20 protein-coding genes and 1 tRNA gene are annotated in these 26,397 nt (G+C 71.2%); 15 read left to right on the top strand and 6 right to left on the bottom strand.

Features of this window, described 5'->3' with window-relative positions:
• The first annotated feature begins 155 nt into the window (after nt 1–155).
• Nucleotides 156–584 (top strand): hypothetical protein, encoded by a 429-nt coding sequence (locus ACYVK7_RS03125; RefSeq protein ID WP_460886210.1) that lies wholly within the window; start codon nt 156–158, stop codon nt 582–584.
• A 116-nt stretch (nt 585–700) separates the two neighbouring features.
• Here the strand turns inward: ACYVK7_RS03125 and ACYVK7_RS03120 are convergent, their stop codons facing one another.
• A complete protein-coding gene (locus ACYVK7_RS03120) occupies nt 701–1,204 on the bottom strand; it encodes a MarR family winged helix-turn-helix transcriptional regulator (protein ID WP_460886209.1) in 504 nt (167 codons plus the stop codon).
• 103 nt (nt 1,205–1,307) lie between these two features.
• On the opposite strand from ACYVK7_RS03120, the gene ACYVK7_RS03115 reads away from it, so the two are divergent.
• The gene (locus tag ACYVK7_RS03115) at nt 1,308–2,351 is read left to right on the top strand and encodes a maleylacetate reductase (protein WP_460886208.1); all 1,044 of its coding nucleotides are present in this window, start codon (nt 1,308–1,310) and stop codon (nt 2,349–2,351) included.
• 814 nt (nt 2,352–3,165) lie between these two features.
• Here ACYVK7_RS03115 and ACYVK7_RS03110 read toward each other — a convergent pair.
• The gene (locus ACYVK7_RS03110) at nt 3,166–3,768 is read right to left on the bottom strand and encodes a TetR/AcrR family transcriptional regulator (protein WP_460886207.1); all 603 of its coding nucleotides are present in this window, start codon (nt 3,766–3,768) and stop codon (nt 3,166–3,168) included.
• A gap of 221 nt (nt 3,769–3,989) precedes the next feature.
• On the opposite strand from ACYVK7_RS03110, the gene ACYVK7_RS03105 reads away from it, so the two are divergent.
• From ACYVK7_RS03105 to pth, 6 genes are all read left to right on the top strand, one after another.
• Nucleotides 3,990–4,064 (top strand) — tRNA-Gln (locus ACYVK7_RS03105).
• 94 nt (nt 4,065–4,158) lie between these two features.
• The gene (gene glmU, locus ACYVK7_RS03100) at nt 4,159–5,739 is read left to right on the top strand and encodes a bifunctional UDP-N-acetylglucosamine diphosphorylase/glucosamine-1-phosphate N-acetyltransferase GlmU (protein WP_460886312.1); all 1,581 of its coding nucleotides are present in this window, start codon (nt 4,159–4,161) and stop codon (nt 5,737–5,739) included.
• Nucleotides 5,739–6,725: a ribose-phosphate diphosphokinase gene (locus ACYVK7_RS03095; RefSeq protein WP_460886206.1), complete on the top strand. Its 987-nt coding sequence runs from the start codon at nt 5,739–5,741 to the stop codon at nt 6,723–6,725. The genes glmU and ACYVK7_RS03095 overlap by 1 nt, the downstream gene beginning before the upstream one ends.
• Nucleotides 6,726–6,806: 81 nt before the next feature.
• On the top strand, nt 6,807–8,012 hold the full coding sequence (locus ACYVK7_RS03090; protein WP_460886205.1) for a glycosyltransferase: 1,206 nt from the start codon (nt 6,807–6,809) through the stop codon (nt 8,010–8,012).
• A 220-nt stretch (nt 8,013–8,232) separates the two neighbouring features.
• The gene (locus tag ACYVK7_RS03085; RefSeq protein ID WP_460886204.1) at nt 8,233–8,838 is read left to right on the top strand and encodes a 50S ribosomal protein L25/general stress protein Ctc; all 606 of its coding nucleotides are present in this window, start codon (nt 8,233–8,235) and stop codon (nt 8,836–8,838) included.
• A gap of 187 nt (nt 8,839–9,025) precedes the next feature.
• On the top strand, nt 9,026–9,634 hold the full coding sequence (gene pth, locus ACYVK7_RS03080) for an aminoacyl-tRNA hydrolase (protein ID WP_460886203.1): 609 nt from the start codon (nt 9,026–9,028) through the stop codon (nt 9,632–9,634).
• 76 nt (nt 9,635–9,710) lie between these two features.
• On the opposite strand, the gene ACYVK7_RS03075 is transcribed toward pth, so the two are convergent.
• Nucleotides 9,711–11,378, bottom strand: a complete 1,668-nt coding sequence (locus tag ACYVK7_RS03075) for a Coagulation factor 5/8 type domain-containing protein (protein ID WP_460886202.1) — start codon at nt 11,376–11,378, stop codon at nt 9,711–9,713.
• Nucleotides 11,379–11,537: 159 nt separating this feature from the next.
• On the bottom strand, nt 11,538–12,260 hold the full coding sequence (locus tag ACYVK7_RS03070) for an SDR family NAD(P)-dependent oxidoreductase (protein ID WP_460886201.1): 723 nt from the start codon (nt 12,258–12,260) through the stop codon (nt 11,538–11,540).
• Nucleotides 12,261–12,369: 109 nt separating this feature from the next.
• On the opposite strand from ACYVK7_RS03070, the gene ACYVK7_RS03065 reads away from it, so the two are divergent.
• Complete coding sequence (locus ACYVK7_RS03065) at nt 12,370–13,293, top strand: helix-turn-helix domain-containing protein (protein ID WP_460886200.1); 924 nt, start codon at nt 12,370–12,372, stop codon at nt 13,291–13,293.
• Here the strand turns inward: ACYVK7_RS03065 and ACYVK7_RS03060 are convergent.
• On the bottom strand, nt 13,265–14,371 hold the full coding sequence (locus ACYVK7_RS03060) for an acyltransferase family protein (protein ID WP_460886199.1): 1,107 nt from the start codon (nt 14,369–14,371) through the stop codon (nt 13,265–13,267). The genes ACYVK7_RS03065 and ACYVK7_RS03060 overlap by 29 nt on opposite strands.
• A 172-nt stretch (nt 14,372–14,543) precedes the next feature.
• On the opposite strand from ACYVK7_RS03060, the gene mfd reads away from it, so the two are divergent.
• From mfd to ACYVK7_RS03030, 6 genes are all read left to right on the top strand, one after another.
• Entirely contained in the window at nt 14,544–18,164 is a 3,621-nt protein-coding gene (gene mfd, locus ACYVK7_RS03055) for a transcription-repair coupling factor (protein ID WP_460886311.1), read from the top strand.
• A gap of 174 nt (nt 18,165–18,338) precedes the next feature.
• Entirely contained in the window at nt 18,339–19,214 is an 876-nt protein-coding gene (locus tag ACYVK7_RS03050) for an ABC transporter substrate-binding protein (protein WP_460886198.1), read from the top strand.
• A gap of 290 nt (nt 19,215–19,504) precedes the next feature.
• A complete protein-coding gene (locus ACYVK7_RS03045) occupies nt 19,505–19,807 on the top strand; it encodes a helix-turn-helix transcriptional regulator (RefSeq protein ID WP_460886197.1) in 303 nt (100 codons plus the stop codon).
• Between the two features lie 13 nt (nt 19,808–19,820).
• Nucleotides 19,821–21,116 (top strand): type II toxin-antitoxin system HipA family toxin, encoded by a 1,296-nt coding sequence (locus tag ACYVK7_RS03040; RefSeq protein WP_460886196.1) that lies wholly within the window; start codon nt 19,821–19,823, stop codon nt 21,114–21,116.
• A 103-nt stretch (nt 21,117–21,219) separates the two neighbouring features.
• Entirely contained in the window at nt 21,220–22,023 is an 804-nt protein-coding gene (gene kynA / locus ACYVK7_RS03035) for a tryptophan 2,3-dioxygenase (RefSeq protein WP_460886310.1), read from the top strand.
• 1 nt (nt 22,024) lies between these two features.
• Nucleotides 22,025–22,876 carry an amidohydrolase family protein gene (locus tag ACYVK7_RS03030; RefSeq protein ID WP_460886195.1) on the top strand — a complete coding sequence of 284 codons (852 nt, stop codon included), beginning with the start codon at nt 22,025–22,027 and terminating at the stop codon, nt 22,874–22,876.
• A gap of 105 nt (nt 22,877–22,981) precedes the next feature.
• Here ACYVK7_RS03030 and ACYVK7_RS03025 read toward each other — a convergent pair whose 3' ends face one another.
• Nucleotides 22,982–26,353: a discoidin domain-containing protein gene (locus ACYVK7_RS03025; protein ID WP_460886194.1), complete on the bottom strand. Its 3,372-nt coding sequence runs from the start codon at nt 26,351–26,353 to the stop codon at nt 22,982–22,984.
• Nucleotides 26,354–26,397: the final 44 nt, after the last annotated feature.

Genomic DNA, 26,397 nt, shown 5'->3' with positions numbered 1-26,397 from the left:
TGCCATTGTCCGTGACGGGGTCAGCCGGTGTGTCAGGCGTCCAGCACATCACCACCCGGTGTGGTGATCGTCATGCGTGTTCCACAGGAGGGATCGCGGCATTCCCGTTAGATTGGGCGACCGGTCAACGGATCCGGAACGACGTCAGGTGTTTGATGAAGCAGCGGCAGGTCCTCCGAGGTGTGGGAGCACTCGTCGGTGTACTCACGGTGTCCGGCTGTGGGTTCGACATCGGCACGATCGACTACACGGAGCCCGAGTTCGTGGGCTCCTACGTGGGTGACGGCGCCACGACGGTCGTCGCGCTGGGCAAGGACCGCACGTTCACGGCGGTCGGGGTCCCGGACGAGGTGCTCGACGACGCGGCGGACGGTGCCGTCGAGGAGGTGCCCGCCGAGCTCGAGGGCACCTGGAGGTACGTCTCGGGAAGCGCGCCCGACCGCGTCGAGCTGACGGTCACCGACATCGACGGCGAGCCGGCCGAGCTCGGCGAGCTGCCGCTGTACGTCGCCGACGCCGACGACCTCTTCTTTCTGCCTGACCAGCTGGGCCGCGAGAAGATCGTGGTCAGCCGCAGCCGCTGAGCCGCCTCCCGAGCGTCACCAGCGCCGTCGCACGGTTGCCTTGCCTCCGGTCACCAGGCTCGCGGCCGGGACGTCGTCGGCCACCACCGATCCGGCGGTGATCACGGCGTCTACGGCTACTCGTCGAACTGGGCCGTCACCGTACGGAGCAGATCGGCGAGCTGCGGGCGCTCCGTGGGCGAGAGCGCGGCCAGCACCGTGGCCTCGATGTCGAGCAGGTCGCTCATCGCGGCGTCGACCCGTGCCAGCCCTTCCTCGGTGAGCTCGACCAGGACGCCGCGACGGTCGTCGGGGGAGCGGTGCCGTTGCACGAACCCGCGCGACTCCAGTCGGTCGATCCGGTTGGTCATGGTGCCGCTGGTGACCAGGGTCTGCGTGACGAGCGTGCCGGGCGAGAGCCGGTACGGCTCACCGGCGCGGCGCAGCGCGGAGAGCACGTCGAACTCCCAGGTCTCCAGGCTGTGCCGCGCGAAGGCGGTACGGCGCGCCAGATCGAGATGCCGGGCGAGGCGCGATACCCGGCTGAACACGGTGAGGGGTTCGAGCTCCAGGTCCGGGCGCACGTGGTGCCACGCGGCGACGATGCGGTCGACCTCGTCGGCGGGACCTGTGTGCTTCATGGCGAGAGGCTATCGGATGTCTCGATATCAAGAATCTCGACAGCGGGTCCGGCAGCCGTCGCCCATGGTCGCCGGCCTCATGGCGGCCGTAGGCTCGGGCCCCGTGGGAACAGACATCAGGGTGCACCAGGTGTACGCCGGTCGAGTGCTGCAGGGTTCGGGCGCGGTCTCCCTCGTGCCGGACGAGGTCGAACGGCTCGGGGCCCAGCGGGTCCTGCTGGTCGCGGCGCCGTCGTCGGCAGAGGTGGCCCAGGGCCTGGCCACGGCCCTGGCCGACCGGTATGCCGCGACGTTCGGCAGCCCCGTCCAGCACAGCCCGGTCGAGGTGACCGCCCGCGCGCTCGCCCTGGCCGGTGAGGTGCGGGCCGACGCTCTGGTCGCGGTAGGAGGTGGCTCGGCCATCGGGCTGTCGAAGGCGCTCGCCGTCCGGACCGGCATGCCGCAGGTGGCGGTGCCGACCACCTACGCCGGGTCCGAGGCCACACCCGTGCTCGGCGAGACCGAGAACGGCATCAAGACGACCCGGCGCGACCCTGCCCTGGCGCCGGGCACCATCGTCTACGACCCGGACCTCACGCTGTCGCTGCCCCGGGGGCTGACCCTGACCTCGGCTCTCAACGCGCTCGCCCACGCCGTCGAGGCCCTCTGGGACTCCCGTGCCAGCGCGGCGACCCGCGCCTACGCGGTCGAGTCCGCCGGCGGGATCCTCGCGGCGCTCCCCGTGGTGCTGGACCGCCCGGCCGACCTCCCCGCCCGCGCCCGGCTCCAGGAGGCCGCCTGGCTGGCCGGTGCGTGCCTGGCCCAGGCCCGGATGGGACTGCACCACCAGCTCGCGCACGCCCTCGGCGGGACGTTCGACCTGCCGCACGCCGAGCTGCACGCCCTGCTCCTCGCGTACGTCATGCGGTTCAACCTGCCGGCGGCGCCCGACGCCGCGGAGCGGCTGATCCGTCTCACGAGCGGCGACCCGACGCTGGCCGTCGCGGGGCTCGCGGCCCGGCACGACGGCCCGACGACGCTCCGCGCGCTCGGCGTGGCCCGCGAGGCGCTGCGCGAGGTCGCGGAGCGCGTGGCGGCGGACCCCTACCCCAACCCCCGTCCGGTGACGGCCGACGCGGTGGAGGAACTGCTGCTCGCCGCCTGGTGAGGCTCCGGGGCGTTGGCCCCGCGGCCGAGCCGCAACCTGTGCGTGCCGGTGGGTGGTTTGGGGTGCCGAACCGCAACCTGTGCGTGCCGGTGGGTGGTTTGGGGTGCCGAACCGCAACCTGTGCGTGCCGGTGGGTGGCCAACCGAAGCTTGCATGTCTACGGGGAGCTCGGTAGACGCACAACCTTCGCTTCGAGGCCGGTGATGACTCGGAGCTTGCGGTTCGGCGCGCCCGAGCCGGCCGCGCCCGAGATCGACGCGCACCCGCCCGCGCCCAACTGACTCAAGTTCAAGAATGTGTCCAGTTTATGGCGCTGCGTGGCCCGATTTCGGACCCAATATCACAGGGTGAAACAGGGTGCGCACCAAAAGCGAATATCCAATTCCCGTTGCAGAGTCCGTGTCGTGTGCTTAATGTATGGAACGCGAACACTGTTCCGCTCGCAGGTGATCATCCTGTGATTCCCGTTTTCTGGAAGGAATAGCACCATGACCCTCATTGACATCGTCTCGGAACTTCTCCACAACCTCGGCTGGAGCCTCGAGCAGATTCTGGCGCTTCTGGGCCTCTGATCTGCGGCGACGCGGCGCCGAATTGCCGGTAGCCGCGTAAGAAACATCCCCAGCTGTGCGAACACCCCTCGCGAGATATCGCGAGGGGTGTTCGTTATATAACTGGTCACGCACACATTCTTGCCCGAGGGCAAAACCGGTTGCGTTCGCGCAATGACGGGCAGCAGGGATCGGAGATTTCAGGTCCTCCGGGCATTTTGCCGGCCATGTTGAGGCAAGGTCAGTCGCTGCGCTCTTCGGCGTCAGCGCGTCATCCTCGTGAGTGCCGGCTTTCGCTCCATGTTGTGCAGGCCGTTCCATGCCAGGTTGACCAGGTGAGCGGCGACCTCGGTCTTCTTGGGGCTGCGTGCGTCCAGCCAGTACTGGCCCGTGAGCGCGATCATGCCGACCAGCATCTGCGCGTAGAGCGGCGCGGTCTTGGTCTCGAGCCCTGCCGCCTTGAACTGGTTCTCCAGGATCGTCTCCACCTGGGTGGCGACGTCGCCGATCAGGCTGGAGAACGTGCCGGTCGCCTGCGCGACGGGAGAGTCGCGCACGAGGATGCGAAAGCCGTCCTCCGACGACTCGATGTAGTCGAGGAGGGCGAGCGCGGTGCGCTCGAGGAGGACCTTGGGGTGCCCGCCCTTGCCGAGTGCGCCGGTGAGCGCGGTGGTCAGCGCCTGCACCTCGCGGTCCACGACGACGGCGTAGATGCCCTCCTTGCCGCCGAAGTGCTCGTAGACGACGGGCTTCGAGACCTCGGCGCGTGCCGCGATCTCCTCCACGCTGGTGCCCTCGAAGCCCTTTCCGGCGAACAGCCCGCGGCTGACCGCGAGCAGCTGCTCACGGCGCTGACTGGCCGTCATGCGAGGTCGGTGGGTACGTCGGTTGTCGGCGGCCATGGTGCTCATTGTGCCCGAGCGGCTGTTCCGGACGTGTCCGGAACGCGTCGGTCGGGTGAACGCTGTGGCTGACGACTCGCCGGTCTCGGGCAGGGGCATGCCCGAGGACCTGGCAGACTGTTCACGGACATGCGACGGTGGCACACGCCCGCTTCGGGTCACGACGGAGCCTCGCGCGCGCCCGGTCCGCCTTGGTGTAATCGGCAGCACAGAGGTTTTTGGTGCCTTTAGTCCAGGTTCGAATCCTGGGGGCGGAGCCATCCGGATCTGACGAACCCACCGATCGGAGCACTCGTGACCGAGACACCTCAGCCGGCAGCAGTCATCGTTCTTGCCGCCGGCCAGGGCACCCGCATGAAGTCCGCGTTGCCAAAGGTCCTGCATCCCCTCGGCGGCAAGCCGATGGTCGGGCACGCGCTCACTGCGGCTCGGGAGCTCGAACCGGTCCAGGTCGCCGTCGTGGTCCGGCACGAGCGCGAGCTCGTCGCGGAGGCGGTCGGCCGTCTCGACCCGGGTGCGATCCTCGTGGACCAGGACGACATCCCTGGCACTGGACGTGCGGTGCAGTGCGCTCTCGCGGCGCTCGACTCCAAGGCGCAGGCCGCGTCGGCCGCCGCGGGTCTCGCCGACGGCGAGACGGTGGGCGACGGCGTCGACGGCCCCGTCGTGGTCGTCGCGGGCGACGTCCCGCTGCTCGACGGCGCCACGCTCGGGCAGCTGCTGGCCGCCCACCAGGCCGACGGCAACGCCGTCACCGTCCTCACCACCGAGGTTGCCGACGCCACCGGCTACGGCCGGATCGTGCGTGAGCCGGACACCGGCGACGTGCTCGAGATCGTGGAGCACAGGGACGCGAGCGCGGACCAGCTCGAGATCCGTGAGATCAACTCGTCGGTCTACGTGTTCGACGCCGCCACGCTCCGCACGGGCCTCGGCGGCCTCGACAGCAGGAACGCGCAGGGCGAGGTCTACCTGACCGACGTCGTCGCGTTCGCCCGCACCGAGGGGCGGCACGTGCGCGCGCTGCTCGCCGACGACCCGATGCTGGTCGAGGGCGTCAACGACCGCGTGGCCCTCTCCGTGCTCGCCCGCGAGATGAACCGCCGGATCGTCGAGGAGTGGCAGCGCGCGGGCGTCACGGTGCAGGACCCGGCCACCACGTGGATCGACGTCGACGTCGAGCTGGCCCCGGACGTCACGCTCCTGCCGAACACACAGCTCAAGGGCGCCACGGTCGTCGCGACGGGAGCGACGATCGGCCCCGACACCACACTGACCGACGTCGAGGTGGGCGTCGGAGCCACGGTGGTCCGCACGCACGGTTCGCTCGCCGTGATCGGCGAGGGCGCGTCCGTCGGTCCGTTCGCCTACCTGCGCCCCGGCACCAGCCTGGGCCGCAAGGGCAAGATCGGCACGTTCGTCGAGACCAAGAACGCCGAGATCGGCGAGGGCAGCAAGGTGCCGCACCTGTCCTACGTGGGCGACGCCACGATCGGCGAGCACTCCAACGTCGGTGCCGCGTCGGTGACCGTCAACTACGACGGCGTGCACAAGCACCGCACCGTGATCGGCTCGCACGCGCGCACGGGCGCGGACAACATGTTCGTGGCGCCCGTGACGGTCGGCGACGGTGCCTACACCGCCGCGGGGTCCGTGATCCGTCGTGACGTGCCCGCCGGTGCGCTCGGCGTCACGGCGGGCCAGCAGCGGAACATCGAGGGTTGGGTCGCCCGCCGTCGGCCAGGGACGGCCGCGGCGGAGGCGGCCGCGACCGCCCACAGCGGGCCGTCCGGCCTCGGAGACCAGGCGCAGCGGCAGCTCGCCCAGCAGAATGCAGCTGGGGCCCCCACGGCCCCGCAGGCCGCGACCGCCCAGGCCGAACCGGCCGAACTGGCCCCAGCACCAGGGGCCGACAAGGAAGGAAAGTCCCACTGATGTCCAGCATCGCTCCCGTAGGCCCGAACCGTCATCCGCTCGTCCTCGCAGCGGGTCGAGCACACCCCGAGCTGGCGAAGAACGTGGCGAAGGAGCTGGGTATCGACCTGCTCGGCGTCTCCGCGTACGACTTCGCGAACAGCGAGACCTACGTGCGGTTCAGCGACTCCGTGCGGGGCATGGACCTGTTCCTGCTGCAGTCGCACACGATGCCGGTCAACCAGTGGATCATGGAGCAGCTGCTCATGGTCGACGCCGCCAAGCGGGCCTCCGCCCACTCGGTCACCGTCGTCGCTCCGTTCTTCGGCTACGCGCGCCAGGACAAGAAGAGCCGCGGCCGCGAGCCGATCTCGGCCCGCCTCATCGCCGACCTGTTCAAGACGGCGGGCGCCGACCGGCTGATGAGCGTGGACCTGCACACCGCGCAGATCCAGGGCTTCTTCGACGGGCCCGTGGACCACCTGTGGGCGATGCCGATCCTCGTCGACTACGTGCGCACCCGGGTGGACGTCGACAACGTCACCGTGGTGTCGCCCGACGCCGGCCGCATCCGTGTCGCCGAGATCTGGGCCTCCAAGCTGGGCGGTGGCCCGCTGGCGTTCGTGCACAAGACGCGTGACGTGACGCGGCCCAACCAGTCCGTCGCCAACCGTGTGGTGGGCGACGTCGAGGGCCGGGACTGCGTGCTGGTCGACGACCTCATCGACACCGGCGGGACCATCGCGGAGGCCGTCAAGGTGGTCAAGGCGGCCGGGGCCAAGTCGGTGACCGTCGCGGCGACGCACGGTGTGCTGTCGGGTCCCGCGAAGGAGCGGCTCACGGAGTCCGGGGCGCGCGAGGTGGTCGTCACGGACACCCTGCCGATCCCGGAGGACCGCCGGTTCGACTGCCTCAAGGTGCTCTCGATCGCCCCGCTGCTCGCCTCGGCGATCAACGAGGTGCACTCGGACGGGTCGGTGACCTCGCTCTTCGACGGTAACTCCTGATCAGTTCGGGTATACGGTCGGACACTTGACTCGGATACGGTCAACGGAGGACCGTGTCTTGACATCGATCTGGGAGGGTCAGTGGCCGTCACCGTCGTGGTGCCCACGTTCAACGAGGGGCCCAACGTCCGGGCGCTCACCGAGCGGCTGTGTGCCGCGTTCGGCGTGCTGCCCGACGACGGTCGCGCCTCGGGCGCCCCGCACGGCCCCGAGGGCGGCCCGGCCCCCGTGGGGGCGCCCGAGCTGGCGGAGATCCTCTTCGTGGACGACTCCACCGACGACACGCCCGACCTGATCCGTGCGGTGGCGGCCACCTCGCCGGTGCCGGTCCGGCTGCTCCACCGGGAGACGCCGCAGGGCGGCCTCAGCGGCGCCGTCGTGGCCGGGCTCCGGACGGTGACCACCCCGTGGGCGGTCGTGATGGACGGCGACCTGCAGCACCCGCCGGAGCTCGTGCCCGCGCTCGTCACGCGTGGCCGGGAGGCGGACTTCGACATCGTGGTCGCCTCCCGCTACACGGGCGACGGCGACGCGGGCGGCCTGGACGGCTGGTGGCGCCACGGCGTCTCGATCGCTTCGGCCCTGCTGGCCCGGTCGATGTTCCCGGTGCGCCTGCGCAACGTGACTGACCCGCTCACCGGGTTCTTCGCCACCCGCGTGGACCGGCTGGACCTCGACGCGCTGCACCCCCGTGGCTTCAAGATCCTGCTCGAGCTGCTCGCGCGCAACACCCTGGCCGTCGGCGAGGAGCCGTTCGTGTTCGGCGAGCGGTACGCCGGGCACTCGAAGGCCACCTTCAGGACCGGCCTGCGCTACCTCGAGCAGCTCGCAGCCCTGCGGTTCGGCCGGATGTCGCGGTTCGCGATCATCGGCGGCCTCGGTGCGGTGCTGAACGTCCTGATCCTGTGGGTCCTGACCGGCCTGGGCATGCACTACGTGGTGGCGGCCGTGGTCTCGGCCGTCGTCACCATCCTGACCAACTTCCTGCTGCAGGAGCGGTTCGTGTTCCGCGACCTGCGGAACGAGGGCCGCGGGGTCTGGTCGCGGTTCGCGCACTCGTTCGCGTTCAACGGGACCGAGGCCGCGATCCGGCTGCCCGTGCTGTGGTGGCTGGTCGAGCACACGGGCATGTGGCCGGTGCTGGTGCAGGCGGTGACGCTCGTCGTGGCGTTCCTGCTGCGGTTCGTGTTCCACGTCCAGGTGGTCTACAAGCCGCGCCGCACCCAGCCGACGATCGGCGTCACACCGCCACTCGGTGCGGACCGCGCCGACGAACGGGTACAGTAGTCAGGTTGCCTCGGCGAGGGACGCTTGACGGCCGCGGCGGGACTCGATTCCCGTCAGCACTCGGCCGGCGTCCGTGATCGACTGGGCGGCCGTCGGCGGCCTGGGTGGAGTTCCCTCCAGCACTTCGCCCCACGTGCCCGCTCCGCGCCCGTCACGTGTCCCGCGCCGACGCAGCCGCCGACCCGAGTTGCACACACAGACATTCCAGGAGTGAATTCCCATGGCCGAGATCAAGCTCGCCGCTGAGCCCCGTACCGAGTTCGGCAAGGGCGCGGCCCGCCGCATTCGCCGTGACCACAAGATCCCCGCCGTCCTGTACGGGCACGGTGGCGACCCGGTGCACGTCACCCTCCCGGGCCACGAGTCCATGCTGGCGCTGCGCCAGACCAACGTGCTGCTGAACATCGAGGTGAACGGCAAGGGCCAGCTCGCCGTCGCCAAGGACGTCCAGCGCGACCCGGTCCGCAACGTCATCGAGCACATCGACCTCCAGGTCGTGCGCGCCGGCGAGAAGATCACCGTCGACGTCACCGTGAACATCGTCGGCGAGTCGGCTCCGGGCACCATCCACCTGGTCGAGGAGCAGGTCCTGGTCGTCGAGGCCGAGGCCACCCACCTCCCCGAGTCCGTCGACGTCTCCATCGAGGGCCTCGAGGCCGGCGCGCAGGTCCTGGCCGGCGACGTCGAGCTGCCTGCGGGCACCACGCTGATCACCGACCCGACGTACGCCGTCGTGCTCGTCACTGAGCCGCGCGGCGAGGTCGGCGAGGACGAGGAGTCGGCCGCGTCCGCCGAGTCGCCCGCCGAGGCGGCCTCGGAGGGCTGATCCCCAGCCAGAGCGTCCCGGCGTGAGCCGGACCGCACCGGGCCGAGGTAGAACAACCGGGCGCGTGTACGAGAGGATCGTGCGCGGCGCGGGGGTCCTACCTCGGCCCGAGCTGTTTTCGCTGGTTCCCTCGCCGCGGCCGATGCCGGCGGCGACGGAGCCTTCGCTGTCGTGAAGGAGTGTGGCAATGAGCGACCGGCCCTGGCTCGTCGTCGGGCTCGGTAACCCCGGGCCCAAGTACGCCGGCAACCGGCACAACGTCGGCCAGATGGTGCTGGACCTGCTCGCCGAGCGCACCGGCGCGCGCTTCTCCAAGCATCCCCGCGCGCAGGCCGTGGTCGCGGAGGCGCGGCTCGGCGTGCTGCCGGGCGGAGCGCCGGGGCCGCGGGTGGTCCTCGCGAAGCCGACCACCTACATGAACGTCTCGGGCGGACCGGTCAGTGCGCTCGCGAAGTACTACGACATCGACCCCGAGCAGGTCGTCATGGTGCACGACGAGGTGGACATCCCCTTCGACACGATCAAGCTCAAGATCGGCGGGGGCGAGGGCGGCCACAACGGGCTGCGCGACACCACGAAGGCGCTCGGCACCAAGGAGTACCACCGGGTGCGGGTGGGGGTGGGGCGCCCGCCGGGCCGCATGGACACCGCCGACCACGTGCTCCGGGACTTCTCCGGCACCGAGAAGAAGGACCTGCCGATCCTGGTCGACGACGCCGCCGACGCCGTCGAGCTGCTGGTCACCGAGGGCCTGCTGGCCGCACAGGGCAAGTTCCACACGGCCTCGCCGAGGTAGTCGTCTGGCGAGGTAGTCATGTGGCGAGATAGTCACCCAGCTGACTACCTCGCCACATGACTACCTCGCCAGACGACTACCTCGGGGGGTGCGACTCGGCGCCCGCCCAGGTCCTCAGGTAGGTCTCCGGGCCCCGCGCCAGGTCGTCGATGACCTCCTGGCCGCCTACGAGGCGCAGGTCCTCGACATAGTCGGGTACCAGGCCGTAGTGCGCGACGCCGTCGACGTTGACGTCCCACGTGCGCTCGCCCGTGGTCTGCCGGTCGAGCACCGCCCCGCCGTCGAACGACCGGAACGGGTAGGTGACGGGGTTCGCGGCGGCGTCGTCCCGCGGCGGCGGCGTACCGCCGAACCCGTTCATGTCGAAGCCGAACCCGATGCCCGCGCCGTACCGGTCGCGAACGGGGGCGGTGCGCTCGTACTCCTCGACGAACTCGTGGGCGGCGTGGCCGTAGATCGTGGCGAAGCCGCCGAGGGCGTAGAGGCGGTCGAGGTACCGCTCGTCCATCCAGGAGTGCGTCGACAGGACGCCGGGGTAGTCCTCGGCCTCCAGGAGGTCGAGGGTCTGGTCGGCGGCCTTCGCGCTCATGTGGTCGATCTCGACCATCATCCCGCGTTCGACCAGGCCGCGGACGGCGTAGGCGCCCAGCCCGGTCAGGCCGCGGGTGTTGCAGAGGGTCCCCGGCGGGTAGAGGGGGAGGACGGGCGGCAGGTCGTCCTCCAGCCCGGGCGGCAGCTCGCCGTTGCCGGGGTTGTTGTCGTGCGGCTGGTCGGCGGGGCAGGTGCGGGCGTCCCACCAGGTGCCGGTGGAGAGGAACTGGCCGGCGTTGATGATCGTGCCCATGGACCCCTCGTCGAACCGCACGCCGCACAGCGCGTTGTCGAACTTGTGGCACAGGTACATCGAGCGCACGCCCAGGTCATAGAGCTCGTCGAGGCCCGCGTCGATGTCCGCCCGCGAGCAGTTCGGGATGCGGAGGGTCTGCTTGCAGCCGAACGGCTCCGACGTCTCGACGCCGAGCACCACGGCGAGCTTGCCCTCCTCGATCACCTGCCGCGCCTGCGCGCTGCTGGTGACGACCCGGAACCAGCCCCTGCCCGGCCCGCCGTACTGTGCGTCGACGTAAGCCTGCAGGTCGTAGGTGTCCTGCGCCTGGCGGCGGATCGCCGTCATCTCGTCGCAGCTCTGGTAGGTACCCGGGTTGATGCTGCACAGCAGGCCGTTGGTGACCAGGTCGTTGACGAGCACGCGCTGCCCGCCACGCCAGGCCCGCTCCACCCAGCGGTGGTACATCTGCTGGTGGGTCAGCGAGTCGTGCGCGGGCCAGTCGGCGAACGTGGGCCAGCCCGTCGTGTCGTGGGTGCCGATCGGGGAGCCGTCCCGCGTCAGGTTCTCCAGGAGGGCGCCGAGCCCATGGGGCTCGTGCGACGGGCAGTCCCGGAGCGCCGTCGCGATCCCCTCCTCCGAGAAGACCTTGCCGCAGACGGCGGCGCCGCCCATGCCGTCCTGCATGAACAGGTGGCTGTGCGCGTCGATGAGGCCGTACACCGTCCCGTCCGGCCGGGTTCCGGTGAAGGGGGCGCCGGTGACGTTGACCTCCGCCTCAGGGCCGGATCCCGAGCCGGATCCTGAACCGGGGAGCGTGGCCGACGCCGGTACCACCAGTGCCGAGACGCTGACGCAGACGATCGCGACAGCGGCCGCCAGGACCGTCGTTCGTCTGATGCGTCGCAGGCGTTGCACGAGACCTCCCGCTGGGCCAGAGGCGAGGCCGGGGCTCCGCCGGTCGCTACGGCGCCGTTGCCGTTGCTGAGTTCGACACAGTAACAGGAAAGGTCACGCACGGGGTAGATGTCGGTCAAGTCGCCTTTGAGGCTGCTGCCCTGTGCGGGCCGTCCCGCGTCAGGACTCGAACTTGTCCGCCAGGCCCCTTTCCAGGTAGTCGGCCGGGAGGTCCTGGACCAGCAGCTCGGCCTCGGCGCGCTCGGTGTGCAGGCGCCAGTAGGCGTCGGCGAGCGTCGCCGGCTGGGAGGCGTGGCCGCCCTGGCCGATGAAGGCGGCGATCGCCACGTGGGCGGCGTAGACGCCGGTGCCGGACAGCGCGGCGTGCAGGTTGAGGATCCAGTTGCGCATCCCACCGGTGGCGATCTGCACGTTCGCGACGTGCGGCGCGATGATCGGGCCGGAGCCCGCACCACTGGTGACCAGGACCGTCCCGGTGCCCCGCTCCAGCATGCCGGGCAGCACGTGCTGCACGGCCGCGACGCCACCGAGCAGGTAGAGGTCCAGCTGGTCGAGCACCGAGTCGACGGTGACCTTCGTGGCCTCGACGAGCGGCGCCCTGCGCAGGTCGGCCGGGGCCGGTGCGGGCGAGTACTCCAGCACGTCGATCGGCCCCAGCCGCTCCTCGGCGGCGGTCAGCGCCGCGTGCAGGGCAGGGCGGTCGGTGACGTCGGCAGGAAAGGCCTCGGCCCGGACGCCCTCCGCGGACAGGCTGTCGGCCACGCCCTCCAGTGTCGTACGGTTGCGGGCGATCAGCGCCACGTCGAACCCCTCGGCGGCGAACCGCCTGCCGATGGCCTGACCGAGCTGCGGACCCGCGCCGACTATCGCGATCGTGCTCATCTTTCCACCTCGGTGCTCTCGTTCCGGTTCACGTCGACACCGTAGGGAGGCAGTGGCCGAGCGGGCTCGGACCAGCGCGACAACCCGGATGGAAGATGCGCGACAGACGATGGACGGTACGTTCTCGGTGAGCCCGAGCGGCGGGAACGCCTTCAGCGACTTCGTCCGCGAGTGGCAGGCCCGGATGGGCGAGAGGTTCGCGCTGCCGGCCTACAGCCGGGCGACCGTCGCCGGCTTCCGGGCACGCTCCCGCGGGTTCCGGCTGTGCGACATGATCTTCAACGACTTCGAGAACGCGTCGGCCCTCCGGACGGAGGGGCCGAGGGCCGGGGCGGAGGACCACCTACGCCTGTGGATCGTCCGCCGGGGCGGCTGGCGGTTGGGTGTGCCAGGGGGAGCCGAGCACGGGGCACCGGCCGGCCGGTTCCTGGTGCAGGGAGGGCGGCTGTCGCACTTCGCCGCGCTGCCCCGCACGTCCGCCCAGGTGCTCGTGCTGCCCGCCGCCGAGGTCCCGCGCACGAGGGGCGCGGTGGCGTCCGGCCGGGCCGACGCCGCGGAGGTGCGCCTGCTGACCGCCCACGCCACGATGGTGAGCCGGGTGCTGGGCGACCTGGAGCCGGCCGGCGCGGACGCCGCGCGAGAGACCCTGGCGGAGCTGGCTCGGGCCGTGGTCCACGGCGGTCTCGACGACGTGGAACCCCGGCTGGCACCGGCGCTGGCCCAGGCCGCGCGGGAGCTCGCCGACCGGCGGCTCACCGATCCCGCGCTCTCGCCCGCGGCCGTGGCACAGCAGCTGAACGTCTCCGTGCGGACCCTGCAGCGGGCGTTCGCGGCCGAGGGGCAGTCGGTGAGTGCCTACATCCGGGAGCGCCGCCTCGACGAGGCGCGTCGCGCGCTCGTCACCCGGCCGCGGCGGATGACCGTCACGGAGATCGCCGCCCGTTGGCAGTTCGCCGACGGCAGCCACTTCACGCGCGCCTTTCGCGACCGCTACGGCCGGACCCCTACCGACTACGTCGCGGCTGCCCGCTGAGCCGACGCGGCGGCGCGAACAGCCAGCGTGCGCCGATCCGCGGCACCAGGGCGCCCAGCCCTAGGCCGACGGCGACCGCCACCAGCCAGAGCGCGACCGGCAGCCACTGTGACTGGGGCGCCGGGATCCACACGGCGTTCCGCCACAGCACCGACAGCAGCGCGAGGACCACGGACGTGTGCGTCACGAAGACGGGCAGCGTCCGGGACCCGATCCACTCCAGCCCGAGTGACCTGGGCAGATACCGCGCCCCCGGGATCCGCGAGGCCAGCACGCTCACGGCGATCCCCGCAGGGACGCCCGCGACGTTGGCCAGCAGGTAGAACCCGGGGTCGTCGGCCAGGCCGAGCTGCCGCACCGCGGTCTGGACGCCCAGCCAGACGGCGACGGCGACCACCGCCCAGAGCCAGGTGATCCGCTCGGCGAACCGTTCGAGCAACGTCCGCAGGTGCAGCCCGGCCAGGAAGAACACGAGGAACTGTGCGGTCCCTCGCCAGGCGATGGACTCGGGCTCCCAGCCGGCCAGCGCCCAGCCGCTCAGCGCGGCGGCGGCCAGGAGCTGCACCGGCGCCGGGATCCGGCGCAGCGCGCGTGCGATCACGAAGAAGGCCGCGAGCGTCCAGAGGAACCAGAGCTCGGAGCGGGGGACCAGCAACGACCAGGTGAGGTGGTGCGCGAGGGTTCCCCAGTCGGCGTCGGCCACCTGGTAGTAGCCGGTGAGGAGGCGCACCACCAGGGAGATCGGCTCCCAGAGCACGAAGACCCAGGCGAAGAACAGCAGCTTGCCGCGGGCCAGCCGGGACCACGGCGCCGCCACCCACTTGGCGGCGAACATCCCGGAGATCGCGAAGAACAGGGGCATGCGCAGGCTGCGCAGCGTCTCGTTGATCTCGCGCAGCATGCCCACCTCGTATCCGGTGGACCACGTCCAGTTGGTCGCGTGGTAGAGCACGACGAGGCCGATCGCGAGACCGCGGGCGGCGTCGGGCCAGGCGAGGCGCACGGCTGGGCGCGGCCCGGTGGCGTCGTGCCCGCCTGGCACGCCTGCGTGCCGCGGGAGCTCTGATGGGGTGAACATCGCCGGTCATCGTACGTGCCCCGGGCCGCCATGAGCGCGACATGGTGGCGGCGGAGGGGCACTGTCGGTGGCCGGGAGTAGCCTGGGACCAGCCCCTCACTCCATGACCCGTACCCGGGTCGTGCTCGTGGTGGGCCCGTCGTCGTGCGCCATCGAAGGACTTAGAGCTCCCATGAACCTCACCGGCCTGCTTCCCACTCTCCTCCGTGATCCTGGCGCGTCCGCCGCCGTCGAGCACGTACGTGCCCGCGGCTTCGTGGACGTGGTGGGGCCGGCAGGGGTGCGTCCGCCGCTGCTGGCCGCCGCGGCGGGGGAGCGCCCGCTCGTCGTCGTGACGGCCACCGGGCGGGAGGCCGACGAGCTGGCGGACAGCCTGCGCGGCTACCTCCCGGACGACCGGGCCGACGACGTCGCGGTGCTCCCGGCCTGGGAGACCCTGCCGCACGAGCGGCTGAGCCCGCGGGCCGACACCGTGGCCAAGCGGATCGCGGTGTTCCGCAGGCTCGCCCATCCGGCCGAGGGGCACGGGCAGGACGGCCCGATCCGGACTCTCGTGATGCCGGTCCGTGCGCTGCTGCAGCCCGTGGTCGAGGGCCTGGGGGAGCTCGAGCCGGTCCAGCTCGACGTCGGTACGACGGTCGACCTGACCGACGTCGCCGAGCGGCTCACCGCCGCCGCCTACACGCGCGTCGACATGGTGGAGCGCCGCGGGGAGTACGCCGTCCGCGGTGGCATCCTCGACGTGTTCCCGCCCACCGAGGACCACCCGCTCCGCTGCGACTTCTGGGGTGACGAGGTCACGGAGATCCGCTGGTTCGCCGTCGCCGACCAGCGCAGCCTCGAGATCGCCGAGCGCGGCCTCTGGGCTCCGCCCTGCCGCGAGATCCTGCTGGACGACGCGGTCCGTGCCCGTGCGGCCGAGCTCGTGGAGAGCCTGCCCGGCGCGGTCGAGATGCTCGACAAGCTCGCCGCCGGCGTCGTGGTCGAGGGCATGGAGTCGCTCGCGCCCGTGCTGGTGGACCGCATGGTCCCCGTCCTGGAGCTGGTGCCGGACGACGCGCTGCTGGTGGTCAACGAGCCGGAGCGCGTGCGCCGCCGCGCGCACGACCTCGTCGCGACCACCGAGGAGTTCCTCGCCGCCGCCTGGACCGGTGCCGTGGCCGGCGGCGCCGCGCCGATCGACCTGTCCGCCGCGTCGTTCGAGACGTTCGCCGAGGTGCGCGAGATCGCCGCGCGGCGGGGCCTGGGCTGGTGGACCCTCTCCTCGTTCACACAGGACACCGAGCTCACCGACGGCGCGGCCGCCGAGGGCACCGGAGTGACCTCGGCGTCCGACACGTCCGGCGAGAGCGTCTTCACGATCGGTGCTCGCGATGTCGAGTCCTACCGGGGTGACCTGGCGCGGGCGCTGGACGACGTGCACGGGCTCCAGGTCGCGAGCTGGCGGCTCGTGCTCACCACTGAGGGCCACGGGCCGGCGAAGCGCATGACGGAGCAGCTGTCGGCGGCGGGGACGGCGGCCCGGCTGGCGATCTCGCTCGACGAGGAGCCGGAGCCCGGCGTCGTGCACGTGGTTGCGGGCGGCGCCGGCAAGGGCTTCGTGGCGCCCGACCTGCGGCTCGCCGTCTTCTCCGAGCAGGACCTGACCGGGCGGGCCGGCTCGGGCACGCGCGACATGCGCAAGATGCCCAGCCGGCGGCGCAACGTCGTGGACCCCCTCCAGCTCAAGGCCGGCGACTTCGTGGTGCACGAGCAGCACGGTGTGGGCCGGTTCGTCGAGATGGCGCAGCGCACCATGGGCACCGGCGGCAACCGGGCCACGCGCGAGTACCTCGTGATCGAGTACGCGAGCAGCAAGCGGGGCCAGCCGGGCGACCGGCTGTTCGTGCCGACGGACCAGCTCGACCAGGTCACCAAGTACACCGGCGGAGAGTCGCCGTCGCTGTCCAAGATGGGCGGCGCGGACTGGAAGAACACCAAGGCCAAGGCACGCAAGCACGTCAAGGAGATCGCGAGCGAGCTCATCCGGCTCTACAGCGCGCGCATGGCCACGCAGGGCCACGCGTACGGCCCGGACACCCCGTGGCAGCGCGAGCTGGAGGACGCCTTCGCGTACGTCGAGACCCCCGACCAGCTCGCCACGATCGACGAGGTCAAGGCCGACATGGAGAAGTCGGTGCCGATGGACCGGCTGGTGTGTGGTGACGTCGGCTACGGCAAGACGGAGATCGCCATCCGGGCGGCGTTCAAGGCCGTGCAGGACGGCAAGCAGGTCGCCATCCTCGTGCCCACGACCCTGCTGGTGCAGCAGCACTTCGAGACCTTCTCCGAGCGGTACACCGGGTTCCCCGTCAACGTCCGGGCGCTGAGCCGCTTCCAGTCCGCCAAGGAGTCCGAGGAGACGCTCGCCGGCCTCAAGGACGGCAGCGTCGACGTCGTCATCGGCACCCACCGGCTCATCACGGGCTCGGTCGTGTTCAAGGACCTCGGGCTCGTGGTCGTCGACGAGGAGCAGCGCTTCGGCGTCGAGCACAAGGAGACGCTCAAGCAGCTGCGGACCAACGTGGACGTGCTGGCGATGTCCGCCACCCCCATCCCACGCACGCTCGAGATGGCGGTGACGGGCATCCGCGAGATGTCCACGCTGGCCACCCCCCCGGAGGAGCGGCACCCGGTGCTCACCTACGTGGGGGCCTTCGAGGAGAAGCAGATCGCCGCGGCGCTGCGCCGCGAGCTGCTGCGCGAGGGACAGGTCTTCTACGTGCACAACAAGGTGGAGACCATCCAGCGCACGGCGTCCCGGCTGAACGAGCTGGTGCCGGAGGCCCGCATCGGCGTGGCCCACGGCAAGATGAGCGAGCAGCAGCTCGACCAGGTCATCCGCGCCTTCTGGGAGAAGGAGCTCGACGTGCTGGTGTGCACGACGATCATCGAGACCGGCCTGGACATCTCCAACGCCAACACCCTGATCCTCGAGCGCTCCGACATGCTCGGCCTGTCCCAGCTGCACCAGCTCCGCGGGCGAGTGGGCCGCGGGCGGGAGCGGGCGTACGCGTACTTCCTCTACCCGCCGGAGAAGCCGCTCACCGAGACGGCGCACGACCGGCTCGCCACCATGGCCGCCCACACCGACCTCGGTGCGGGCATGCAGATCGCCATGAAGGACCTCGAGATCCGCGGTGCGGGCAACCTGCTCGGCGGCGAGCAGTCCGGCCACATCGCCGGGGTCGGGTTCGACCTCTACGTGCGCATGGTGGGCGAGGCGGTCTCCGCCTTCCGCGGCGACGCCGAGGAGGAGACACCCGAGGTCACCATCGAGCTGCCCGTCGACGCGCACCTGCCCGAGGCGTACATCGCCACGGAGCGCCTGCGGCTGGAGGCCTACAAGAAGATCGCCACGGCGCACGACGCGGCGGCGCTCGACGAGGTGCGTGCCGAGCTCACCGACCGCTACGGCGCCCTGCCCGACGTCGCGGACGCCCTGTTCGACGTCGCGAGCTTCCGCAACCACGCCCGCGAGGCAGGGCTCACGGACATCACGGCGCAGGGCAAGTTCATCCGGTTCGCGCCCCTGAACCTCCCGGAGTCCGCGCAGCTGCGGCTGAAGCGGCTCTACCCCGGCACCGTGCTCAAGCCCGCCATCCGCGCGATCCTCGTGCCGTTCCCGACCACCGCGCGGATCGGCGGACGGCCGCTGCGCGGCACCGAGGTGCTCGAGTGGGCGCGCGGCCTCATCGACGCGGTGATTCTGGCGGACGTCGGCGCTGCCGCTAAGGTCGGGACCAACGTCTGAGCCTCGGTGTCGCCCTGTGGGCGTAGGTGAAACTCGGATTCACGGCAATTCGCCCGGAGCGTATAGGCTCCACCCGCGTAACTCGCTCATCATGTCTTTTTGTGTGGAGGACCCCGCATGGCTCTCGGATATCGCGTGCGTGGACGCCGCGCGCGTATGGTCATCGGCTCGATCGTGGCTACAGCCGCATTCGGCGCCCTGATGGCCGGCTGCTCGACCAGCTCGGACGAGACGGCGGACGCCGCGGAGCAGACGGTAGAGGTCGATCCGGAGCTGCGCGCGATGCTGCCGGGCGAGCTGCTGGCGGAGTCGACGCGCATCACGGTCGGTACCGAGTCGGGCTACCCGCCCTTCGAGTACACGAACGAGGCGGGCCGGATCGTCGGGTTCGAGATCGACCTGTTCGACGCCGCCTCGGACCGGCTGGGTCTGAAGTACACGTTCCACGACATGCCGTGGGACTCGCTCGTCGAGGAGCTGTACGCCAGCAACGTCGACATCGTCGCCGCGGCGATGTCGGACACCGCCGAGCGCCAGGTCGACTCCGATTTCGTCGACTACTACAACGACAGCGACGCGATCATGGTCCCCGCCGGTAACCCCGAGGGGATCAAGACCCTCGCGGACCTGTGCGGTCGCAAGGTCGCGGTGCTCGTCGAGACGACACAGGCTGAGGCGCTCGTCGCGCTGAACGCCGAGCAGTGCAAGGGCAAGCCGGTGGAGGTGCTGACGTTCGAGACCGACGCCGACGCGCTCGCCGAGGTCCAGGCGGGCAACGCGGACGCCGAGCTGACGCAGTGGTCCACCGGCGCCTACAACGCGAAGCAGGTCGGGTCCGGCGACATCTTCGAGGTGGCGAACACCGAGGTCATCAACCCGACGCCCCTGGGCTTCCGGTTCCTCAAGGGCGACGTCGAGCTGGTCCGCGCCTACCAGGCGGCGGTGCAGAGCATCATCGACGACGGCACCTACGCCGAGATCCTCGAGAAGCACGACCTCTCGGTCGGCGCCATCGAGACGGCCACGATCAACAACCAGCCGGCGTCCTGACGCACGACTGAGCATCACGCACGACGGGCCGTCCCACACACCGTGGGGCGGCCCGTTCTGCTCTGCCGGTGGCGGGCGCCGGGGTTTGTGCAAGGCAAGTCCGCTTCGAGAATGCGATCTGGCATGGACCTGCGGCCGGAGTCATGCCTGATCGCATTATGGGAGCGAACCTCTACGGGGTCCGCGTGGGCCCTCGCGCCACGTCGCGCAGACCGGGCGACCGAAATAGCGGTCAGTCTAGTGACCGTTAGGTGCCCCGTCGGTTAGCCTGGTAACCGAAAGGAGCAGTCATGGCCAGAACGTCCCTCCGTACCCAGCGCGACCTCGCCGCCCTCGGCGACCACGTCCGCGCCTGGCGCAAGATCCACGGTCTCACGGCCCAGCTCGTCGCCGACCGCGCGGGCATCACGCGCACCACGCTGCGTGCCCTCGAGACGGGCACCGGAACGGTCAGTCTCGAGAACACGTTCGCGGTGCTACGTGTGCTCGGCGTGGCGGACGCCGTCGTCGGCGCGAGCGACCCGCTGACCACCGAGATGGGCAGGTTCCACGCGGAACGTGCCCTGCCGCAACGGGTGAGAGTGCCCAGCTGAGAGGGTGAGTCGCATGTCGATACATGTCGAGGTCGAGCTGCCGGGCGGCGGACGGACCCGCGCCGGTGATCTCGACATGCATCTCAACCGCGGCGGCGCCCTGGTCGGCTGTACGTTCCGGTACGACCCCGCCTACCTCCGCGACCCGCGTGCGTACGCCCTGTGCCCCGAGCTGCCGCTGACGCCCGGAAACATCCCGTCGGGCAGCGACCGGCCCCTGTTCGGCGTCCTTGCCGACTGCCAGCCCGACCAGTGGGGCCGCACCCTGCTGTTTCACGCGGAACGGCGGGCCGCGCGCGCGGAGGGGCGTGGGTTCACCACGCTGACCGAGGTGGACTTCCTGCTCGGCGTGCAGGACGAGACCCGCCTGGGGGCGCTGCGCTTCTCGCTCGACGACGGCAAGACCTTCATGGGACCGCCGCGGGCCGAGGTTCCCGACCTGGTCGAGCTGCCCGCGCTGACCGACGCGGCGGACGCCGTCGCGCAGCACAAGGAGACCGACCGGGACGTGCGGCTGCTGGTCGCGGCGGGCACGTCGATGGGCGGTGCCCGGCCCAAGGTGACCGTGCGGGACAGCGCGGGCGACCTGTGGATGGCCAAGCTGCCCGAGGGCGGCGACCGGTGGGACGTCCAGGCCTGGGAGTACCTGACGCTCCGCCTGGCCTCCGACGCGGGCATCGAGGTGCCCGTGGCGCGGCTGCACCGCATCGGCCCGGCGCGGTCCATCCTGCTGACGCGCCGGTTCGACCGGCGGCCGGTCTCCCGGGTTTCCCGCGAGGACCCGCAGGACGCCTCGTCGGCCGGGGGACGCATCGGCTTCCTGTCCGCCGACAGCCTCACGCAGAAGGCGTTCTTCGAGGTCATCGACTACCGCACCCTCGCGGAGACGCTCGCCGACCACTCGGGGCGGCCGGCCACGGACGGGCACGACCTGTTCCGCAGGGTCGCGTTCACGCTCCTCGTGCGCAACGTGGACGACCACATGAAGAACCACGGGTTCCTCCGCCGCGCGGACGGCTGGTCCCTCTCGCCCTTGTTCGACGTGAACCCCAACCCGTTCGCCGTGGTCGAGTCGACGCCGCTGCGCCCCGGCGGGAACCGCATCGACCGGGACGTGCGAGAGCTGCTGGCCACGGCGGACTCCTACGGCCTGCGCCCGGACGATGCCCGACGGGTGCTCGGCGAGGTGGCCGCCGCGACGTCGGGCTGGACGCGGGTCGCGCGCGAGATGTCGCTGCCGCCCGAGGAGATCGCGCTGATGGCCGAGGCCTTCGAGAACCCGAACGGAGACGAGGCCCGGGCCGCCTGACCTGCGGGCGGACGAAGGTGTGACCGCGCGGGTCTACGCTCGACGAGTGACTGGTAACACCCGGCCCATCGAGGCCTCCATCCGCACGGACTTCCGCGACGAGATGGACTACGGCTCCTACCTCGGGCTCGACGAGCTGCTCTCGGCGCAGCACCCGATGAGCGACCCTCCGCACCACGACGAGCTGCTGTTCATCATCCAGCACCAGACCACGGAGCTGTGGCTCAAGCTCGTCGTGCACGAGCTGCGCGCCGTGCGGGGCTTTCTCGACAGCGACGACCTGTCCCGCGCGCTCAAGGGCCTGGCCCGCGTGAAGCACATCCAGCGCACGATCACGGAGCAGTGGTCGGTGCTGGCCACCCTCACCCCGAGCGAGTACGCGGAGTTCCGGGGCTCGCTGGGGCAGTCCTCCGGCTTCCAGTCCCACCAGTACCGCGCCGTGGAGTTCCTGCTGGGCAACAAGAACGCCGGCATGCTCCAGGTCTTCCGGGACAAGCCGGAGATCCACGCCCAGCTGGAGCGCCTGCTCGGCGAGCCCACCGTGTACGACGCGTTCCTGCGCCTGCTTTCCCGGCGTGGCCACGCGGTCCCGGCCGAGGTGCTGGAACGCGACGTCACCCAGGCGTGGGTCGAGCACCCGGAGCTGGTCACCGTGTTCAAGACGGTCTATGAGGACCCGCACGCCCACTGGGAGCTGTACCAGGCCTGCGAGGACCTGGTCGACATCGAGGACGCGTTCCAGCTCTGGCGGTTCCGCCACCTGCGCACCGTGCAGCGCACCATCGGCTTCAAGACCGGCACCGGCGGCTCCAGCGGCGTCGGCTTTCTCAAGCGTGCCCTCGACCTGACGTTCTTCCCGGAGCTCATCTCGGTGCGCACCGAGATCGACGGCCCGCTCGGTGCGTGAGGTGCCCGACGACGTGCCGGAGGTGACGCTCCCCGGCGTCGTCGACCGGCACGTGCACCTGGGCCTGGTCGATCGGACGCTCCTGGCCGGCGGGCCGGTCACCGAGGTGCACGACCTGGGCTGGGACCCGCGTGAGGTGGCCGCCTGGGCGGCCACGCCGCCGTCGGGCGTCCGGGTGCGGTACGCGGGACCTTTCCACACCGCGCCGGACGGGTACCCGAGCGGCCGGAGCTGGGCGCCGGACGCCGCCGTGCGGCACGTCGCCTCGCCGCGCGCCGCAGCCACGGCGGTGGCCGACGTCGTCGCAGGAGGCGGCTTCGCGGTCAAGGTGGCCCTGCACGCGGGCATGGCCCTGCTGCCCGACGACGTGCTGCGCGCCCTGGTCACGGAGGCCCACGCGGCCGGCCTGCCGGTGCTCGTGCATGCCGAGGGCGCAGGCCAGGCGCAGCGCGCCGTCGACGCGGGTGCCGACACCCTGGTGCACGTGCCCTGGACGGAGCCGCTGCCGCCCGAGGCGATCGCCAGGGCCGCGCACATGACCTGGATCTCGACCCTCGCGATCCACGACGGCCCGGGCGGCGAGGCCGCGCTCGCGACCGCCGTCGGCAACGCGCGGCAGTTCGTCGCGGCGGGCGGCACGCTCGTGTACGGGACGGACCTGGGCAACGGTCCGGCGCCGGTCGGCGTCAACGAGCGGGAGATCGTGCTGCTCGGCGAGGTCGGGCTGGCGGGGGAGGCGTTGCTGCGCGCGGTCCTGGGGCCGCCCGACGCGCCGGCGCTGACGGCCCGGCTCCCGGTGCCCGGCACGGCGGCGGAGCTGACCGCCTGGCTCCGGACCGCCACGAGGCTGTAACGCTTCGCCCGAAGAAGCCCCCGGACGTGTCAGACGCACAGGTCACCGGAGTGACCTGTGCGTCTGACACGTCGCGGGGGTTCTGACAGGTGGGGCGGGCCCTGTTCAGTTGCGGTTGATCGTGAACGTCGACGTGTCGTTCACGATGTCGCGGTAGTTGTTCTCCAGAGTCAGGCCGTCGAACGTCACCGAACCCACGGCCGGTCCCTGGCCTTGCTCGGGCATCGGGTTGGCCCAGATGCCGTACCCGGACCGGTCGTCGTACTGGTCGCCGCTGCGCTGGGCGCCCGTGACCGACACGTCCGTGAACACGGTGTCCTCGATCGGGTTGACCGGCTGGCCGCCGACGTACTGGGTCTGGAACATGATCCCCGAGTACGTCGGGTCGGCGATGTCGAGGTCGTTGATCCTGATCGCCGTGAACGGCTTCGACGCCGAGAACAGCCACACCGCGGGGAAGACCTGGTCACCCCAGAAGTGCCCGCCCGAGCGCACCACCGAGATGCCCTCGAAGGTGGTCGGCGCCGGTCCGAACCCCTCCATCGGGTACCCGAAGTCCAGCGAGCTGATCGTCATGCCGGAGTAGACCAGCGTGTCGGCGATGTAGATGTTGCGGAACGTGTTGTCCTGCCCGCCGTAGACCGCCAGGCCGGCGGCACGCCACGTGTTCGTGGACGTCAGGTTCTCGAACACGTTGCCCCGCTGGCCGCTGCCCCCTGCGTCGGTGGCCGCGAACAGCGCGAACGAGTCGTCCCCGGTGCCGCGCGCCTGGTTGTTGTGCACGTGGTTGTTCGCACTGCCGTTGGTCATGTTCAGGGCGTCGGCGAACGTGTTGCGGATCCGGGAGTCCTTGATCTCCGAGTCGTCCATGTTGGCCGCCCAGAACATGCAGATCATGTGCTCGACCCAGATGTTGTCGATGGTCATGTCGGAGATGTTGGCGAAGTCGAAGACCTTGCCGGGGCCGTCGATCCGCGAGGTGTAGTTGCCGAAGTAGGCGAAGTCGCGGAACGTCGAGCCGTTCGCCGTCCCCTCCGCCCGGAACCCGATGTCGGTGTTCTCCTGGCCGGCCGGTGCGTGGAACCGCGTGAACCACGGCCCCGCGCCCACGATGTCGACCGCCTTGCCGTAGACCTGGAACTTGCTGGCGGTCTGGTAGTCGCCGGCAGGAAGGTAGACGCCGGTCAGGTTGCCCGTCGAGTCCATCCGGAACCGGTCGAGCGCGTCCTGGACGTCCTGGTGCGAGAACCCGTCGGGCTCCACGTACCGGGCCGGGTCCGGGTTGGCCTGGGCCGCCACCTGCTCCAGGTCGACGAAGTCGACGGTGTACCGGCTCGTGCTGCTCGCCGTCTTCTGCAGGCGGATCGTCGAGCCCGCCTCGACGGTGGTGCCGAGCAGGGTGTTCGCCTCGTCGTACACGTGCCGGGGCGCGCCGGCGCCCGGCTGGTTGCCCGGGTTCGCCTCGTTGCCGTACAGCCACGCGTAGCGCGAGGTCAGGTCGATGTTCTTGAGGAACTCGCCGTCGACGTAGACGGCCAGCGTTGCCTCGGTGCCGCCGCCACCTGCCGCGTCGGGGATGGAGAACCGCACCACCAGGGAGTTGGCCGACGCGCGCGTGGTCCACTCGACGTACGCACCCGTCTGGTCGAGCGTGACCGCCCGGCGGCCGGACGCCTCGCCCGCGAGGTCACCGACCACCCGGTTGGGCCCGACGCCGACCGCCCCGCCACCCGCGACGCCGTCCTCCGCCTCGTAGGTGTCGAAGGGCATGTTCGCACCGCGCCCTATGAACAGGGACTGCGTGACCTCGTTGTTCGCGCGCTTGGCCGCGACCTCCGTCGAGTCCGCCGCCGCCGTCACCGTCACGTCGTACGCGCCGTCGGCGGCGGGCCACGAACCCAGGTCCACGCTCTGGCTGGTACCGCCCGCGGCGATCGTGCCGGGGACCGAGCCCGTCAGGGTGCGGACGACCGTTCCGGCGTCGTCCTTCACGGTGAGCGTCAGGTCGTGCGGGCCGGAGCCCGTGGGGAGCGTGCCGCGGTTCGCGATCCGGGCCGAGAACGTCACCGTCTCGCCGGCCGCGGGAGTGGTCGGGGTCCAGGACACGGTCGGAACCAGGTCCGAGCTCGCGACCTCGGTCACCACCAGCGGGTCCGGGTGTGCGTACGAGTTGTCGCTCTCCGACTGCTCGACGACCGCGCCCGACGGATCGACCGCCGCCCCGATCTCGTACGATCCCGCCGCGCGCGAGCCGATGTCCGCGGTGACCGTGGCCTCGGCGCCCGCCTCCAGGGCACCCACCTCGGCGGTACCCACCTCGTCGCCGTCGACGGTGAACGAGACGTCCGTCGCGGACGACGGCTCGGTGCCGATGTTCTTCACGACGGCGGACAGCGTCACGTCGTCCGATTCCGTGGGCGACGCCGGGTCGGCGGTGACGCCGGTGACGGTCAGGTTCGGGTTCGCCGCGGGGGCGCCGTACACCTGCAGCTCGGCCACCTGCCCGTTGCCCGACCCCGTGTTCCCCGTGAACCGGAGCCGCACCTCGCGCGCCGTACCGGTCACGGGAACGGTCACCGAGTTGCCCGTCGCGGGCGAGAAGGCGTGGCCGGCCGACGGTGCGAGCGTCGCCCACGCGTCACCGGAACCCGTGCGGCCCTGCACCTCGAACGTCTGGGTGCGCGGCCCCCAGGCTGCCGCGGGCGGCACCTTCACGACGACGGCGTCCAGCTCGGCCGCCGGCTCCAGGGTCACCGCAAGCGTGCTCGGATACTGCCCGCCGGCACCCTCCCAGTACGTCGAGACGTCCCCGTCGTTGGCGTTCGCCGCGACATAGGTCCACTGGGTCGACGACGCCTCGATCGTGCGGCCCGCCGCGAGATCGGTCCCCTCCACGGGCTCGTCCGGGTCCGGCGCCGCCCGCGTGCCGCGCACCTCGAGCTCCGAGAGCTGACCGGCCGGCCAGCCGCTGTTGGCGGTCACGGCCACCCGGACGTACCGCGCCTCCGTGTCCGGAACGTCGATCGTCACCGTGTTGCCCCGCGCCGGGTCGAACCGGCGCTCGGCGCTCGCTGCCAGGGTGGTGAAGGTGGAGCCGTCGGTGCCGGCCTGGACCGACATCGTCTGGGTGCGGGCCTCCCAGGTGCTGGGCAGGCTGAGCACCACCTCCTCGACGGTCGCGCCGGTACCGACGTCGACCTGCGCCCACTGCGGGAGGCTGCCGTTGGTCGACTCCCAGTAGGTGCCCTGGTCGCCGTCGGTCAGGTTGCCGGCCAGGTAGGGCGCGTTGTTGCTGCTGGCCGCCGCGGGGGCGGCGTCGGACAGGGTGGTGGCCGCGGCCGATTCCGCTGCGGCCGACGGGGGCACGAGAAAGGCCGCCGTGAGCGTTGTGATGGTGAGCGCGGCCAGGAGAGCCGGAGCCGATCCCGGTCTGCGCGCCCGATCCGGCGCCTGGCGTGGTGCTGTGGTGCGGAACATCGTCGTCCCCGATCTCCCGTCCTCTTTGACGGGCTCGTCGTCAG

The sequence above is a fragment of the Promicromonospora xylanilytica genome (genome assembly GCF_054782895.1).
The sequence above is the reverse complement of the archived record's forward strand: the minus strand, read 5'-3'. Positions and strand labels throughout refer to the sequence as shown.